This window comes from Pedobacter sp. G11 (assembly GCF_003860265.1).
GTDB lineage: Bacteria > Bacteroidota > Bacteroidia > Sphingobacteriales > Sphingobacteriaceae > Pedobacter > Pedobacter agri.
Map to the genome: position 1 here is coordinate 3,556,528 of NZ_CP034190.1, position 16,177 is coordinate 3,572,704.

General features: G+C 38.7%; 13 protein-coding genes. 8 read left to right on the plus strand and 5 right to left on the minus strand.

The window, feature by feature from the left end; all coding sequences use genetic code 11:
- Positions 1-56 precede the first annotated feature (56 nt).
- Together EA772_RS15415 and EA772_RS15420 are read left to right on the plus strand one after the other, a co-directional pair.
- Entirely contained in the window at positions 57-2,801 is a 2,745-nt protein-coding gene (locus EA772_RS15415; RefSeq protein WP_124913986.1) for a DUF5695 domain-containing protein, read from the plus strand.
- A gap of 182 nt (positions 2,802-2,983) precedes the next feature.
- A complete protein-coding gene (locus tag EA772_RS15420) occupies positions 2,984-3,721 on the plus strand; it encodes an AAA family ATPase (protein ID WP_124913987.1) in 738 nt (245 codons plus the stop codon).
- 171 nt (positions 3,722-3,892) lie between these two features.
- On the opposite strand, the gene EA772_RS15425 is transcribed toward EA772_RS15420, so the two are convergent.
- Positions 3,893-4,345: a GNAT family N-acetyltransferase gene (locus EA772_RS15425; RefSeq protein WP_124913988.1), complete on the minus strand. Its 453-nt coding sequence runs from the start codon at positions 4,343-4,345 to the stop codon at positions 3,893-3,895.
- A gap of 182 nt (positions 4,346-4,527) precedes the next feature.
- On the opposite strand from EA772_RS15425, the gene EA772_RS15430 reads away from it, so the two are divergent.
- Positions 4,528-5,250, plus strand: a complete 723-nt coding sequence (locus EA772_RS15430) for a hypothetical protein (protein WP_124913989.1) — start codon at positions 4,528-4,530, stop codon at positions 5,248-5,250.
- 152 nt (positions 5,251-5,402) lie between these two features.
- Here the strand turns inward: EA772_RS15430 and EA772_RS22390 are convergent, their stop codons facing one another.
- Complete coding sequence (locus EA772_RS22390; protein WP_256369996.1) at positions 5,403-5,531, minus strand: hypothetical protein; 129 nt, start codon at positions 5,529-5,531, stop codon at positions 5,403-5,405.
- A gap of 18 nt (positions 5,532-5,549) precedes the next feature.
- Here EA772_RS22390 and EA772_RS15435 point away from each other — a divergent pair, with 18 nt between their 5' ends.
- Positions 5,550-6,005 carry a RadC family protein gene (locus EA772_RS15435; RefSeq protein ID WP_124913990.1) on the plus strand — a complete coding sequence of 152 codons (456 nt, stop codon included), beginning with the start codon at positions 5,550-5,552 and terminating at the stop codon, positions 6,003-6,005.
- 45 nt (positions 6,006-6,050) lie between these two features.
- Here EA772_RS15435 and EA772_RS15440 read toward each other — a convergent pair whose 3' ends face one another.
- Both EA772_RS15440 and EA772_RS15445 read right to left on the minus strand, forming a co-directional pair.
- Positions 6,051-6,698 carry a Crp/Fnr family transcriptional regulator gene (locus tag EA772_RS15440; protein WP_124913991.1) on the minus strand — a complete coding sequence of 216 codons (648 nt, stop codon included), beginning with the start codon at positions 6,696-6,698 and terminating at the stop codon, positions 6,051-6,053.
- Between the two features lie 163 nt (positions 6,699-6,861).
- Positions 6,862-7,494, minus strand: coding sequence for a Crp/Fnr family transcriptional regulator (locus EA772_RS15445; protein WP_124913992.1), 633 nt, complete (start codon positions 7,492-7,494; stop codon positions 6,862-6,864).
- 388 nt (positions 7,495-7,882) lie between these two features.
- Here EA772_RS15445 and EA772_RS15450 point away from each other — a divergent pair, with 388 nt between their 5' ends.
- A complete protein-coding gene (locus tag EA772_RS15450) occupies positions 7,883-8,104 on the plus strand; it encodes a cold shock domain-containing protein (RefSeq protein ID WP_124913993.1) in 222 nt (73 codons plus the stop codon).
- A gap of 436 nt (positions 8,105-8,540) precedes the next feature.
- On the opposite strand, the gene EA772_RS15455 is transcribed toward EA772_RS15450, so the two are convergent.
- The gene (locus EA772_RS15455) at positions 8,541-10,304 is read right to left on the minus strand and encodes a UvrD-helicase domain-containing protein (protein ID WP_124913994.1); all 1,764 of its coding nucleotides are present in this window, start codon (positions 10,302-10,304) and stop codon (positions 8,541-8,543) included.
- A gap of 167 nt (positions 10,305-10,471) precedes the next feature.
- On the opposite strand from EA772_RS15455, the gene EA772_RS15460 reads away from it, so the two are divergent.
- From EA772_RS15460 to EA772_RS15470, 3 genes are all read left to right on the plus strand, one after another.
- Positions 10,472-11,833, plus strand: a complete 1,362-nt coding sequence (locus tag EA772_RS15460) for a DUF4236 domain-containing protein (protein ID WP_124913995.1) — start codon at positions 10,472-10,474, stop codon at positions 11,831-11,833.
- Between the two features lie 423 nt (positions 11,834-12,256).
- Positions 12,257-15,730, plus strand: coding sequence for a tol-pal system YbgF family protein (locus EA772_RS15465; protein ID WP_124913996.1), 3,474 nt, complete (start codon positions 12,257-12,259; stop codon positions 15,728-15,730).
- Positions 15,727-16,176: a hypothetical protein gene (locus tag EA772_RS15470; RefSeq protein ID WP_124913997.1), complete on the plus strand. Its 450-nt coding sequence runs from the start codon at positions 15,727-15,729 to the stop codon at positions 16,174-16,176. Before EA772_RS15465 ends, EA772_RS15470 begins: the two co-directional genes overlap by 4 nt.
- Position 16,177: the final 1 nt, after the last annotated feature.

The following is a 16,177-nucleotide window of genomic DNA, read 5'->3' on the forward strand; positions in this document are numbered from 1 at the left end:
TAATATTATAATATATTTTTGGTTGTATTAGCTTGAACATTGCTTAACCAAAAATAATGATGAATATATACATCGGTGTGCCAAAGGCATATTTACTGACCTGTTTAATTATTATATCGGTTTTTTCTTCCAGGGCTCAATCTCCCTGGACAAGTTTGTCAAAGAAACCATCAACATTAAACTTAGCTGATGGTTTTGTTGAATGTGATGCAGGCGCATTTCATTTAAAATTGGTAAAATCATCCCAAACTGTTGCGGGCTTAATGCCTAAAAATGTAAAGGATTTTGATTTCGTTCCAGGTGATAGTTTAAAAGTAAGAAGTTCTGATGGCCTTTATCATCTTGGAGATATAAACTTACGAATTCGTGATGTTGGTGCCGAATCTTGGAAAAGCTACAGCACCGCAACCAAGCGGATGCCTGTGAATGCCATCACGGTAAAAGGTCAGGTTTTAGCTGCTGCGGATTTATCGCCAACACTGCCCGCAGACATTCCGCTACAAATTATCCGGGGCTGGGAAATGGTTAACGGTAAACTTTCGCTAAAGTTCACGCTCAAAAATAAAACCAATAATAACATTGAGATCGGGGCATTAGGCATTCCCATGATTTTTGATAATATCCTAGAAGGAAGGACGCTGGAGCAAACGCATGTTAAAAATGTATTTTACGACCCATATATCGGGAATGGTGCAGGCTATTTGCAAGTGACACGGCTAAGTGGTAATCCACCATCATTAATTGTTGCGCCACTAGGCAAAACGCCTTTCGAAGCCTATAATCCTCTAAATGATGACAGAACACCGAGAGGAATCGCCTTTGAAGGTTTTTACGAATGGATGGTGCATAGCAAAGCATATGCAGAAAATGAATGGAAAACCGCAGAACAATGGAACAAGCCTACTGCCATAGTCATCAAGGCAGGTGAAACAAAAACCTATTCCCTGCAGTTTCTCCTGTCTGGCAGGGCTGAGGATACAGAAAAAACCTTGATTGAAAATAAAAAGCCAGTTGCAATATCGGTTCCAGGTTATGTCTTGGCCCAAAATGTTGACGCAAAACTATTCATTAATTACCCCAGGAAAATTAAGTCCATTACCTCTTTTCCAGAAGGTGCTTTAACTTTTAAGGTTTTGCCACCGACTAAGGCAGGCTGGAAAAATTATGAAATAAAAGGTAAAATATGGGGTAGAGCAAAATTAACCGTGACTTATCAGGACGGCCTGGAACAAACCATTCATTACAAAATTATTGCACCAGAAAGTGAAGTAATTGCCAGTTACGGGAATTTTTTGACCACTAAGCAGTGGTTTAACCAGCCGGATAATATTTTTAAACGTTCTCCATCGGTGATTACTTATGATTATGAAAAGCAAAAACAGGTGTTGCAGGATAATCGGGCGTGGATTGCCGGACTGAGTGATGAGGGTGGGGCCGGTTCATGGCTAGGTGCCATCATGAAGCAGTTGGTACAGCCAGACAAGACGGAAATCGATAAGCTGCAAAAATTTGTGGATACCGTAATGTTTGGAGAAATACAATTAAAAGATGGACCTAAAAAATATGGCGTTAAGAAAAGTCTTTTCTATTATGCACCAGATTCCTTGCCGATAAACACTTACGTTACCGATATCAACTTTAAAACCTGGTCGGCGTGGCCTAAAAAAGAAGCTGATAATTTAGGTAGATCATATAACTATCCGCACGTTGCAGCAGCACACTGGATGTTGTATCGCCTGTCACGGAACTATAAAGGATTGGTTAACGAATCCACTTGGAAACAACATTTGATTGACGCGGCACAAACGGGCATGGCGATGGTGAATATAGCGCCTTACTATGTGCAATTCGGGCAGATGGAAGGAACGGTTTTCTATCTGATCTTAACAGATTTAAAAAATGAAGGTTTATCTCTGGAAGCAATGGAACTGGAGGAGGCTATGAAAAAGCGTGCTAATCACTGGCGTTCTTTGCAATATCCCTTTGGTAGCGAAATGCCTTGGGATTCTACCGGCCAGGAAGAAGTTTATGTATGGTCCAACTATTTTGGCTTTGATGATAAAGCAAAAGTCACGCTGGATGCGATTTTAGCCTATATGCCTGTATTGCCTCATTGGGCTTACAACGGTAATGCCCGCCGCTACTGGGATTTTCTTTACGGAGGTAAATTGCAACGTGTTGAACGGATGATCCATCATTACGGATCAGCATTGAATGCAATTCCGGTGTTGATGGATTATAGAAAAAACCCGGACAATTTTTACTTGCTTCGTACTGGATACGGCGGTTTAATGGGATCGATTTCTAATATTACCAAAGACGGATTTGCGCCTGCTGCCTTTCATGCTTATCCATCAACATTAAAAAATGATGGCATTACAGGCGATTATGGATCTGGATTTTTTGGGTACGCAGTCAATACCTCATCCTATATATTAAAGCATAAAGAATTTGGCTGGCTGGCATTCGGCGGAAATTTACAAACCAAAGGTGATGTTGTTCATGTAGCTTTGACAACGGCTGCTCAATCGTCTGTTTACCTCGCACCGATAGGCTTGTGGGTAACCCTGGATGCAGGTAAAATTGAATCGGTAGACTACATTATTTCAACAGGAGCAGTATCCTTAAAACTCCAGAAAGCCGATGCTTTTACACCTGATGCGGTAATCAGAATTACTCAACCCGCCAAACTTTCAGGAGTGGGTAATTACCAGATTAAAGCACAAGGCCTGCAAAAACGAGGAGCTACGGTAATTAAGCTCTCTCAGAATTCTGCCACTGAAGTGATCATCAGTAGATAAATATCATTTGTTTCTTTTGAAAGCCTCACCAGTTGCGGTGCTTTCTTAATTCGATCTTCATAGATTTTGAACCTACGATGATTATAATTCGAATTCGTAATCTCTCATAAAATTGAAAATCTATTTTAGTTGTAAAAAGCATTTATATTAACTTAGTATTAGTCTAACTTTAACTATTTTACGTGCCGTTTTTAACTTCCTTATCTGCCACTGGCTTTAATGATCATCCATACCTGCAGGGAATTCCTAGTTTTCATAACGGTATTCAGTTAAACCTCCAAAGGAATGTAACCTTTTTTGTGGGTGAAAATGGCTCGGGTAAATCTACTTTACTGGAAGCTATTGCAGAGCACTGTGAATTTAGCCTAAGAGGAGGGAATCGGAACCATAATCATAATACCGGGCATCGATTTGGGGGATACGAATCGGCAATGGCTCCATACCTCAAGTTGTCCTGGAATCCGAGGAGGATTTCGGAAGGCTTTTTTATGAGGGCTGAAAGCTTCTTCAACTTTGCAAGCTATATCGATGAACTGGCCAAGGATGATAGGAGGATATTAAATGCATATGGCGGTAAATCTTTACATGCACAATCTCATGGTGAATCGTTTTTATCATTGTTTAGCAATCAGTTTGAATCCGGCATCTATATCCTTGATGAGCCTGAGGCAGCACTGTCTCCTGCCAGAATTCTTGCTTTTATGGCGGTAATTAATGAGCTGGAAAGTAGTGGACGTGCGCAATTTTTAATTGCCACACACTCGCCAATTCTAATTTGCTATCCAGGTGCTGCTATTTTTCAGTTTGATGAAAATGGTATTTCAGAAACCGATTATGAAAGTACAGAACACTTCGTCTTAACAAAATCTTTTCTGGACAACCCTAATTTGTTTCTGAGACATTTGATTAAAAAAATATGATGCTTTAACTGGTCTTCCTGTGGCTTTGTGGCGAAACCAGTCCAACTACAATGCGTAATAACTTTATTGAAAGCAAGTTTGATGGTGTATGTGCGAATCTCACTCCAGATCAGGGATTTACTGATCTAATAAATATCATCTATGATCTAAATACTGCATTCGCTGCGGTTATTACTCCGCCTCACAATGTTGCCGCAACTGCTTTGGTCCTTGTGGCCAGATATAGGAGGTCGTTTGCTTTTTCCAACCAATACTTTTATAAAACCTGTCAGCGCCGGGAGCTGCGGTAAGGTTCACAAAATGATAATCCAATAATTGATCATTGAGCGCCTTTACAAGGTACTTGCCAAGACCCTTCCCTTGGTAATCCGGGTCAACCACGATATCCGCTAACATCGCATAGTATCTGCCATCACCAACCACGCGGCCAAAAGCGATAATATTGTCATGATCATAAATGAATATTGTATTGGTGCTATTTCTGAATGCGCCTTCAATTTCGTCAGCTTTCCTGTGCTTCCATGCTACGGCTTTGAATAAATTTAACACGCTTTGCCAATCAACTTCATTGAGATCAATGTTTAATTTATACTGGTAAGCTGTATTCGGAGTGATAGTTGCCATGGATATTAATAAATTCAAAGCAAATAACTATCTTTCCATGGGTAAAGTTTTAAGGATTTATACTGGATTTTATTCATTCCCGAAGATGTATAAGAAATTTTAGTCCCACAGGTATTATTATTCCTAACCTTGATAATAAAGGAAAATTTTAAGCAAATATCTAAGATAACCTCGCACCGTTCATGACGTTTTACCGAATACAACATAGCCTAGATAATAAAATTGTTGGAAAATTTTGCCAAATTATAGATTCTATACCGCCGGATGGATGGGATAGTAAACCCAACTTTGTACAGAATATTTCTTTTAGTAAGTTCAATGGAGGAGTGCTGACCGCTATTGGTATCTTACACAAGAAAGCTAAATTAACAGATTTGTTGAGCACTGTGCCGGTAGGGTTTACACCGAAATTATTGGTTTCCAGCGCACTAAAGGATTTAGTTTATAATCTTGCCCCTTCACTCTTTCAATTCTTTTCATGTGATATTGGGAAACAAGGTATAAATTTCGAATACTGGTTAGCTAGTCCGTTGGAGACAGGATGGGATTTCGTTGACTTCAATCGTTCAGAAACACTAATACGGAAAAGCAAACCGGAAGGCGGTACCATTCAGAGTATTGTTCCTATTAATAGCTTAAAAGAATTTAATGATTTGATAGCGCTTACAGAGCCTAATGAAAGGTGGAATATCACAGTTGAAAAGGTAAATGTTTTGCCGCAAACGAATGTAGATCTATTTGTTTTAGATAGGGTAGATGGCGGTGTTGGGTATTTCGTTTCCGAGAGATTCAAACAGGCAGTAGAAGTGCTTGCACTTACCGGAATTGAGTTTAAGCCTAGCCATTTAAATCTTGTCGAATGGCTCCATGGCGGCATAAGAGAAGGGTTATACGGAAAAGCATAATTATTCCGTTGGTTGGCTCATCAGTCATTCCGGTATAGCCGTTACGCCTTAGGTGGGAATTGGTTTTTGGGGACTGGCTATGGTAATGATTTTCTGGAGGGCCTGGCTGGATAGGGTTTAAGAGAGCGTATCAATCCAATTCTGATACAAATTTAAGGTTCAGCTGCGGCACGCAAAGGAATTTCCGGCATAAACCCACCTGTGGCCTTTTCAACGCTGTTCCATTTATTCCGTTCCTCCTTTTGCTTTGGCGCAGGAGACTGAACCTTTAAATGCACCATAATTAAATCTTAAATATTATGGAAAAGCAGGTTTTTAAAGTTTCAGAGATTGAAATCAGTTATCGTCCGGCATTTAAGCTGTCAGAAAGACCAAAGGTCACTTCGTCGAACATCGCCTATGGCATATTGGATCAAAGTTGGGATCATAATAAAATGGAGCTGCTGGAAGAGTTTAAGGTACTGCTTTTGAACAGGCAGAACCGGGTCTTGGGTTTGCTGAATGTGGCGCAAGGTGGATTTTCTGAGGTAATGATTGATCCGAAGGTGGTTTTCTCCGCGGCGTTGAAGGCCTGTGCGAGTGGCATTATTTTGAGCCACAATCATCCAAGCTCGGAGCTCAGTCCGAGTGAAGCGGATATCAGGTTAACCAGGAAAATGCTGGAGGGCGGAAAGCTGCTGGGGATTGAGGTACTTGATCATATTATTGTTTCCGCATATGGTTATTATAGTTTCGGGGATGAGGGGATGATGTAACTTTTCAGCCTAGCGAAACTGACAAAAATCTGAAGCGGCATTGAATCAATTCAGCTCTGTGCTGGCTTTAATTCTACTTAGTGTTTCCTGGCGCATTCCCAGATAGCTCGCCAGGTATTTACCAGGTATTCTTTTTGGATTGCTGAATAGTGAACAGAATATTTCATATCTCGAGGAAGCATCAGGTATCCTGGAAAGGGCTGCCTGCTCATTGAGCTGGTATATTTTCCTGGTCATGAGCGTTTTCAATATGAAACCAGATTCCGGGCAATGACGCAATAGTTTGTTGATCAATGCGTGTGGCATCACGATCAATCTGCTATCTTCCAATGCTTTCAGCCGAAGTTCTCGCCCTTCAAGGTATTGGTATTTAAACAGGTCAGAGTCCAGCAGGTTATCTTCACTCAGAAAATCCAGGGTAATATCTTTTCCCTGGTGCTCGATATATTTACGGATGAGTCCTGAAGACAAAAAGAATGTGCTATCCGTATCCTGCAATATTTGAGTAAGATCCTGATGACGGCTCACCTCTAGGATATAGGCATCTGATCGGATCAGTTTGATAAACTTAGGAGAAAGGGTATGATTTGCCTTGCAATAGCTGATAAAGGGTGTGACCATGTTTTTCTTATTGGGTAGGGCAAGGATAATGTTTTCTGTATTAAATTCAAAAAATAATCTGGATTGGTTCAAGATGTTAAAATCAAGTCTTATCCATAATGTTTCGGCCTCATTTCATTTAAAACGGTATTTCGTCAATTATGAAAGGACTTTATTAGGGGACGGTCTGGCTAATTTCGGTTGTTGAAAATGAGAGGAGATTTTTAACAGCGCTATGGATTATGTATTCTGATCGCTACTTTCTGGTATCCTCCCTGGCGGCACTTCTGATCCTGCTCAGGGTTTCCAGTCTCATGGCTAAAAAAGAAGCAATGTATTTAAGGGGTACCCGCTCCAGCAGATGATGGTAGCTTACTAGGAACCTTTGATAGCGTTTCGCAGCTGTTGGAAGCCTGGCAATAAAGGCACGTTCTGAGGCACCCTGATAATAGATCTCGGTCATTTTTCTACCGACATAATTGGCAATTGAAAAATGATCGTATAAATATCTCGACATGGAATGAGGAACGGCAATAGCCAAAACAGGTTCAATGCTTTCGATGTATTCATCAGAATCTACTTCTTTCCAGAGGTTCCGGATGCTTCCTGCGAGTTCAGCTTCTGCGGCGATCCAGGTCGTGATCTTTTGGTTTCCTGCTTTGATATATCCATGCACAGCGCCTTTGATGATTAAAAATATATAACGGTTGCGTTTGAGTGGGGAGGCGAGGTGTTTGCCTTTTGCAAAAGCAACGGGGAATGTTTGTTCGTTGATGATTTGCTCGATTTCCGGGCTGAGCGTATGAAAGGATTTAAAGACTGCGATCAGCGGCGATATGCCGCCGAAATTATCCCATTTATGATCCCCGAATTCATTTTTTAAGTTCATTTATGCAAAAATATAAAACTGCATATTTTGTGCAATAAGATACCTGCATATACAACTTAAGGTTGTTCAATGCAGCACAACTAACTTTAACGGGTAAGAAAGATGTCTACTTTTCGATCAGGACTTTGATTATATTTTATTTAAAAAAAAATTACGTTAACACATTCTACTTAGAAAGATTTAGCATAGGAAATTGCTTGGGTGAGGATATTGCGATCCAAAGAAACAAAATAATGCATTCGTAGCATAGAACTATCGGCAGTTAATCTACCCACACATTTTATGTTGTTTCAACTGTAGAAAATGATTTCAAAATCCTAAACCATGGAATCTACGTAATTACACTACGTCCCGGTCTTTAAGTTCATGAAAGCTAGAATAGAGATATATGAGAAAGGGAATAGTTTTGTCTTATAACAAAGATGTTAAATACGGGTTCATCAGAGATCTGAATGGTCAAAAAATTCGATTTTACAATGACGATGATCTGGTAATTTTAAATGTAGGAGACTTGGTTCAGTTTGCGATTGGGGTGATAAAAAATAGGCCTTGTGCAGTGAATATCATCATGTTATGCCGTAATCAAAGCAAAGTTGATAAACACAATTAATCATTCTCCAAAATACCATTGGACCGCCCCAGTGCTAGCTAAAATAAGAACTATAACAACCATACCTCTTCATGTAGCTTCCTGCCATTCCTCTGGTGTATCGTAATGCCTTATGATTTTGCCAACACCGGAATGTGCCATCAATACACAGGATGTCAGAAAAAACCAGAGGGTAGATATCATAACTACAATATAGGAAGAATTTAGTTCAAAAGTTTTAGCTCCCAGTTGTTCAGGATAGTGTTTTTTTTTGGCTACAAACCTGTTATATTCATTTTTACTAATAACTGTAAAACTGCATATTTAAGTGCAATACCGGATTTAAGTATACAACTTTTGGTTGTTCAATGTTGAATAATACCTTATTGAAGAACGGTCTTTGTTAAAATCTAACCTAAATAATTGAAAGCAGAAGTTTAGTATTTAGCCAAGTGGATTAATAAAATAAATCTTCCAATCCCAGTTTTTTAATCCGCATACTGATTGCGGAGCGGGAGCGGCCAAAATGCAGCGCAAGGTCACCCGGGCTGTACCCATCGGCAAACATGATGGTGAGTTCATTATCCAGTTCCACAGTCCAGGATTGATTGGCGGAGTGTCCCTGTTTTTCAGGGTTTGCTGATTTGGTATTGACCGTCTTTTTTTGATCGCTCCGGGATGCCGCCGGGTTATTTTTTGATTCCTTTGGGGCTGCGATGAGGTATATTTGTGGGGAGGCGGGAAAATGTTTTGGAACCAAAGCCTCCGGGATATAAAGACCGGTTTTGGCCCTGGTGATGGCAACGTACAATAAATTAATTTCCTCGTTCATCCGGTTAAAATGTTCAGGGAGGGCATTTTTGTCTTCCCTTAGCCTCCTTACTTTTTCTTCGGTTACAAAGTCATCGGCGAGGAGCACCGCATCATATTCCATTCCTTTACAGCGGTGCACGGTGGAAAAGACGATTTCAGCCTTTGATTTATCTTTGTTTTCGACATGCTTTCCCTTTATGGCTTTGATCATCCCCGGTATGGCATTACCGTATTTTTCCACCAGTTCAATCATCATCGATAATTGCTTATCTCCTGTCTGCTCGACATAGTCTTTCAGTGCTGCGATATCACGCATGGCACTGATCAGCGGGTCTTTGATCTGATTGTGGTTTCCATTGTGCAAACTCAGGATATCATATAGTGATGCGCCTTCGTCTGCATAGGTGTAGGAGTTGATGTTGCCTTCAAAGTAGATATGCCTGATGTTTTTCCGTTCGGTCACATATTCGATGGCTTTGATGAGCAGTCCAAGATTTGTGCGTGCAATGACGGCATTGCTTTTAATTTTTGTTCCGCCGCCTTTTCCCAGGATGGTCATTGGGCGATGGGGCTCCAGGAGATTTTTCAATCGCAAAGTTTCCATGGCAAGGTTCGCAATGTCCTGTCCAAAACGGAAACTGGTGGAGAGGTGGTAAGTTTTAAAATGAGCTTTCTCTAGGGAGCTGACGGCATAACGCCAGCTGTATATTTGCTGGTGGGTATCGCCTACAACAACTTTAGTAGCATTTTGCTTTAAAAAGATATCCAGCATGGCAGGGGAGGCATCCTGTGCCTCGTCAAACAGGATGTAGTCAAAACCAAGCTGGGGATGCTGAAGCTGGAATTTTTTAAGGTAAAAGTCGTGTGTGATTTCGATTTCACCGCGGTCCATTTTGGCTAGAAAAGTACGTGCCTGTGAAACCATGTATTCATAGGATTCGGCGATAAGTGTTTTAGCCGCTTCATCCGCGATAAGGTCTAGGTAGTTTAAGTCCTGGACTTTCGGCTTGTCGCTGTTACAGAAATAAGAGATGAGTTTAAGGATGTGGTTGGCGATTACATATTCGCTATGCTTTTCACCTGTACTTTTTAATTTAAGGATGCCGACAATTTCGTTTGTGCTATAATCCTGGTTTCTAACCTGGTATTTACTGCGCATGACAATGTTGCGAAAGGCGAGGGAATGTGCGGTTTCCACCTCAACGTTCTGTAAACCTTTTGCAGCGAATTTTCCGGCGGCTTCTACTTTTACGGCTTTGTTGAAGGCAAGGTATAAGATCCGGGAATTGGACGGTCTTGTCCTGGCATACTCAATGATGGTGGTTGTTTTTCCTGATCCTGCAACTGCGTTTATTTTAATGTGACCAGTTGAATTTATGATATCTTTCTGCTGCCTGGTCCATTCCATCTTCAAAGGGTGTATTCTGTTTGGGTTTTGTAATGCTGCAAGAATACGGATTTTGGCGTATTGGTGCGGTCTTTATTTTTCAACCGGTGGCCTGAGTTGTTGATACGGGAAACCGTAATTTTGATAGTGGGTAATTCCTGAACTTAGTGGCTTAAGGAATTTAAGCCATGGGATTATTTTTTCGCAAATCGGTTAGCTTCGGTGGATTGAGGATTAATTTCTCTAATAGCGAGGTAAGTTATTCCGCAGGAGTAAGGGGCGCCAGGATCAGTAAGGGTCGGAAGGGGACTTATGTAACCATGGGTGCACACGGAATTTATTACAGGCAGCGTATCGGGAAACCAGTCAACCGGAATCCGCTAACTGTTCCGGTCAGCCAGCCGGATATGCACACGATTACTTCCGGGGATATAGATCAGCTGACGGATGTAGACTCGAGGGTATTTATTGATGAGCTAAGTGAGAAGGCGGCAAAACTTTCATTGACTACCTGGCTGGGCATATGGCCGATGATTATTTTTGTGATCGTGCTGTTGGTATATTCGATAGATAGTAAAGAGGTGATAGTGAATGCTGGTGGTTTGAGGAAGGTTGCAGTGATCCATTCGGAGGTCGGCCTGAACATCAGGTCGCTGCCGGATGCGGGTTCTACTGTGCTAAAAACAGCCAGTGATGCGGAGCAGTTTACACTGCTTGATGAATCAGATAAAAAGTGGCTTAAGATTGGTTTTAATGATTCGGTTGGTTATGTATCCAAAAAACTGGCCAGGGTTGATTCCGTTGAGGATCCGAGGGAGGTTCGTGATCAGCTGTACCTGACCAATCCTTATTATTTCTGGATGCTGGGGTCGGGCTTACTGGGCTTTGCAGGACTGATCTATTCTCTTATCAAACTGGATAGAAAAAGGTTGTCTATGGAACTTTATTATGAGATGGACAATGAGATGGCCAAAGTTTATGATTCTTTCTCAACTCAGTTTGCTGCTTTCAATGCTTCAAAAAGAAAGTGGCAGTATTTGCATGCGCAGCGAAACCATGACTGGAAACGGAATGCGGGTGCTGGAAAGCTGATTAACAGGGTGGGTATTGATGGGGTGGACATGCATCAGGTTCCGGTTAAGTTTTTTAAAACGAATGTTCAGATCCCGCACATTAAGCTTCGCAACACAGATTTGTTCTTTCTGCCGGAAAGGTTATTGGTTCGGAGGGCAAATAAATTTGCGGCGGTGTTTTATAAGAATCTGGTTATTGATCACAGCACGACGCGTTTCATTGAGGATGAGGCGGTGGCATCTGATGCCAGGATTGTGGATTATACCTGGAAGTATGTGAACAAGAGTGGTGGTCCGGACAGGCGTTTCAGTAACAACCATCAAATTCCGATTTGTTTATATTCTGAGTATACCTTGCGTTCAGTGACGGGGGTGAATGAAGTGATTTGTACTTCTAAGATTGGTGCGTTTGATGGGTTTGGGAGTTATCTGAAACAGATCGGGAGGTTTCAGTCGGCGATAAGGATAAGTGGGTGATTATAGCAGTCAAGAACATCCCTCTCTTTAAAGTCTACCCTTGATGATCACGATAAGGCTTTGTCTCTACTTATCGTAAAGATATTTGCATTCTCATTTGATAACACATGGATTACATCAAGCCCAATTCCTGAACTTCCGCCGACAACAAAAATATTTTTATTTTTAAATCTCATGGTAGTAGGTTTTCATTAAAAGTATATATATAAATCAAATTGCGCTATAATAGTTTATAAACGTATAAAAAAAAGTCTGTAATAATGGAGTTAAGCGTGATATTTGGAAATCTAAGTTCAAAGTTTAATCCAGTTTCGCCACACATGACTATTTAATTAAAACATATACCATCTTATATCATCTCATCAGAATATTTTAATTTCTAAAAAGTTAATTATACATTACGGTCTAATCGAATAGTTATTAATGAACCCTCTCTCAAAACACATACAATATTTTAAAAATGCAGTTTTCCAAGGTGGAAAAATTAACAATAAATTAGGTTCACTGCATATTTTGAAGGATAGTCATCCGATCGCCGAAATTAAAAAGATAATACCACACATAGTAAATCACCCTGTTGCAAAGCGCTATATATATGGAATCCCATTTCCAAAGTCTTATAAAGAACTTCGAAGCGGAAATTACACTTATCGCTCTGATTTTGAAAAAGAGCTGGACTGGCTGATGTTAAGCTTAACCAAGTTTAGTTTAGAAATTAATAGCTTTCTAGAAGAGAAACTAAACTTTGAACAATTGTTATTGACTGGCCAATACCAGATGGCTAAAGATAAAATTGCCGAAATTAACAACGCACTTTCCTTTTCTTTGTGGAGTATTGAAAATAGTTTATTGGTCGAAGAGCTATCAGGTGGATTGGAAAAAAATAAAGAATTGCTAAGTATTTTAAATAAGGAGCAATTGGAAATATTATCATCACTTTTTGCTGATTTTTATAGCAATAAGGCTGAAAGGAAGCTTTCCTCTGCACGATATAATTCTCTCTTGGCAGAATTTGTCCGTAATTTAGATAAGGGATTCCAAGAGTTTTGGTCAATCAAACTGAATTTCTATAATACCTCCCATTTTTCTGAATTTTCCGACATTCTTATCTATGATAATAAATCCTCAATTATCGATAGATATTTAACCTTTGTTAGGCTTTGCCAGTGGATTACTTTAAATGGTGATGATAATCAGAAAAAAATTATATTTGAAAGGATTCAAGTCCTTTACAAAAAAATCCAAGACCCGCTTTTAGCAAAAATGCTTCTATTTCAGGATATTGACGTTGAAGTGCTGGAAAACCCACTTGATCGAGAACTTATTGCTCTTTTGGATCTATACACCACTGGAAATTATGAAAAAGCTTTACTCGTAGCAAAGACTTTGATTTATAAATGTCCGCAGGAATTGAGTCTATATGAGTTATACATAAAGTGCCATTTTCAGCTTGGCTTAGATTTTTCGCCAATTAATAACAATAAAGCTGTAATGAATGAAATAGTCGAAGACCTATTTAATATTTATCAAAAAAATGCTAGTACTACAATGTCAGTCTCCAAGTTGGTCAAAACAACAAACATGCTTGACTCATTTTCATTAGCGCCGCAGCTATTTTCTTTTGTTCAGGGATTATCGCCCGATAAGATTAACAATCAAATTCAACCTCCCAATTATATTAATTCTATGGTTATAAATCCATGGTTTTTTAAACAGTATTCCGACCCTATTAAACAGGAGTCATATATAACCAATCTTCTTGGTAAGTATTCAGATTCCGTTACATTGAGATTCTTAAAAAGCTATTTGGAGGATATTAATGGACATGCTTCTTTAATAGAGGATATTTCAATTCCTTATGATAGAATACAATTTTACAGGGGAAGTTCTTATCAGGCGAAGGGAAATTTTGATAAAGCCATAGTTATTTATGAGGAACTAGCTAGCAATACATCCAACCCATTATTTTTGGAAGAGGTAACGCTCAACTTGTTCCATTGTTATAGAGTCACGAAAGATTATGACAAGTGTATCATATTGTATGTTGAGAATTACATTAAAAACAATAATAATATTCTGCGGTATGAACTTGGCGTAATAACAAAAGAAATAGAAAGAGCCAAATTTAAAAATGTGTCATCGACAATATATTTGCCTATTTTCTTTTTCATTACTAAGCAAGATAACCACTCAACGAATGTGGCATTGAGGGTTTTTCTAAGAAGTATGGGTATTAAAAGACCACCAGAGCTCATAGAATTTGGCGAAATGTTCGAGCCCAGTTTGTTGATTGAGCTATTGTTTAATGTATGTATTCCAGAAATTCTCAAATATTCAACCTATTTTGCTGGAACTAAGGATATATTAAACGAAAGATTGGAAATCTTTCAGATGCTAGCTCAAATTAACGCCAAGGATACAAAGCTGTATAAGCAGGAAATAAGGAGATTGAGTCAAAATCTGGCAATAATGGAAGGTGTCAGACAGGTTGATGAAAGCAAGATTTATGTTGACGAGAAAGGACTTATTAATAATGAATTTTCGGAAATACAGAACAATTTCAATAGGTACATTGAGATAACAAATTTGATTAGGGAAAAACCATTTTATTTTGTAGATATTCTCTCAAATAGGAAAATTCTATTGCAAGCATTGGATTTAAATTTAAGCGCTGAAGACATTGAAAAGGTTCGAATGTCAAAAAATATAAAGTTTTCATTGTTTAAAGAGCTTTTTTATGAAATATTAGATAAATTTTTGTTCAGCAACCAATATGGTTTAGATTCATACTTAAGTACAAGGATTAGGCATGGAACACTTCTTGGCCAGTTGAGAAGTGAATTTCAGAAACAATATCTTATCACTCAGAAAGATAAAACTACAGACGAATATTACAGAAACAGTTATTGGGAGGGGCGGCTGGATTTGGGGCCGGAAAGTCTTGAACGTATACAAAAGCTACTTGCTGATTTTTCAGCCAAAATAGATCATCTCGCAAATGAACTGAAAGAAAGTCACATCCAGATTAAAACCGAGCTAAAGCCTAGCAATGGACTTTTCGATTACCTTTTCACCGATCAGGAACTTGGATATTTTTTCGAAAACTTTTTTATCCGGATCAATGAGTATCATGAATTTGTTGCTTGGGTGTTAGCACTAATTTGGGAAAGAACGAAAACAAATCTCGAAATCATACAAAATATTATTAGTAGAAAAATTAAAAATGAAATAATTGAAAACCTTATCCAACTAGAGAAAGAATTAAAGGAATCAGTAATAGATGTAAGCAGTATTCAGGAACTGACAAATAATATTGCAAACTGTAGAACCAACATAATTAGTGAAATTGATAAAATTGCTGACTGGTTCAAGAAAAGGGAAAATATTACCTCTGATTTCTCTATTGACAAGGTGGTAGATACAAGTATTGAAATCACCAAGAAAATTTCTCAAATAAGCAGTATTAACGTACAAGCAAAATACGCCAGTGAGAGACTGTTAAAAGGGGAGTTTTTCATCCACTTTTTTGACATCATTAGAATTTTTCTCGAAAATGCAGTAAGTTATTCCAGATTAGAACCTTCTGAATTAAGGCTTGAGATTGAAGCTTTTGAGAGAGATTGCAAATTGATTATCGAAATATCAAATAATCTAGCAGATGATTATGATCTTAAGACGCTTGAAGATTTTTTCTCTCAAAGGCGAGCAGAACTTAAATTAAACGTTTGGGATATGGGGCTGCTTAAAACGGAAATTGGTGGAACAGGATTCTATAAGGCTAAGAAAATTTTAAGTACAAATCTTTTAAGTGAAACCAACCACTTTACTTTTAGTGTTGAACATGACCAAAAAGTTAAAATTATCATTGAAATTGATTTAGAAAAAGTTAGCGTATGAAAAAAATTTTATTTGTAGAAGATGATGATAATAAGATTAAGGAAATCTTGGGATATCTTAGGACTGGAGATGTAAAATTACCTAAACACGTAATTGAAGTGAAAAAATCATATCAAACTGGACTAAACGCAATTTTGGAAAATCAATATGATCTTATACTACTTGATATGAGCATGTATACATTTGATAAAACAGCTAATGAAACTGGTGGTGAATTTATGCAGTTTGCGGGTGAAGATATTTTGAAGGAAATGATTTGGAATGATATTATAACCAAAACAATTATTGTAACTCAATATGACATAATTGGGGAAAGAACATTGACCGAATTAAAGGAATCATGGCAGCAGGAGTATGCTGAAGTATATTTGGGAACTGTCTTTTATAGTGTTGATGAAACAAATTGGGAAATAGATTTAACTAACCTTTTAAAAAATGCACTTTAGT

Bases quoted from the DNA above. Each gene is read 5' to 3' on its own strand.
- EA772_RS15460 (WP_124913995.1), top strand. From the start codon at position 10,472: ATGGGATTATTTTTTCGCAAATCGGTTAGCTTCGGTGGATTGAGGATT.
- EA772_RS15445 (WP_124913992.1), bottom strand. From the start codon at position 7,494: ATGAACTTAAAAAATGAATTCGGGGATCATAAATGGGATAATTTCGGC.
- EA772_RS15455 (WP_124913994.1), bottom strand. From the start codon at position 10,304: ATGGAATGGACCAGGCAGCAGAAAGATATCATAAATTCAACTGGTCAC.
- EA772_RS15425 (WP_124913988.1), bottom strand. From the start codon at position 4,345: ATGGCAACTATCACTCCGAATACAGCTTACCAGTATAAATTAAACATT.
- EA772_RS15465 (WP_124913996.1), top strand. From the start codon at position 12,257: ATGAACCCTCTCTCAAAACACATACAATATTTTAAAAATGCAGTTTTC.
- EA772_RS22390 (WP_256369996.1), bottom strand. From the start codon at position 5,531: ATGGTGCATTTAAAGGTTCAGTCTCCTGCGCCAAAGCAAAAGGAGGAA.
- EA772_RS15435 (WP_124913990.1), top strand. From the start codon at position 5,550: ATGGAAAAGCAGGTTTTTAAAGTTTCAGAGATTGAAATCAGTTATCGT.
- EA772_RS15470 (WP_124913997.1), top strand. From the start codon at position 15,727: ATGAAAAAAATTTTATTTGTAGAAGATGATGATAATAAGATTAAGGAA.
- EA772_RS15450 (WP_124913993.1), top strand. From the start codon at position 7,883: ATGAGAAAGGGAATAGTTTTGTCTTATAACAAAGATGTTAAATACGGG.
- EA772_RS15415 (WP_124913986.1), top strand. From the start codon at position 57: ATGATGAATATATACATCGGTGTGCCAAAGGCATATTTACTGACCTGT.
- EA772_RS15430 (WP_124913989.1), top strand. From the start codon at position 4,528: ATGACGTTTTACCGAATACAACATAGCCTAGATAATAAAATTGTTGGA.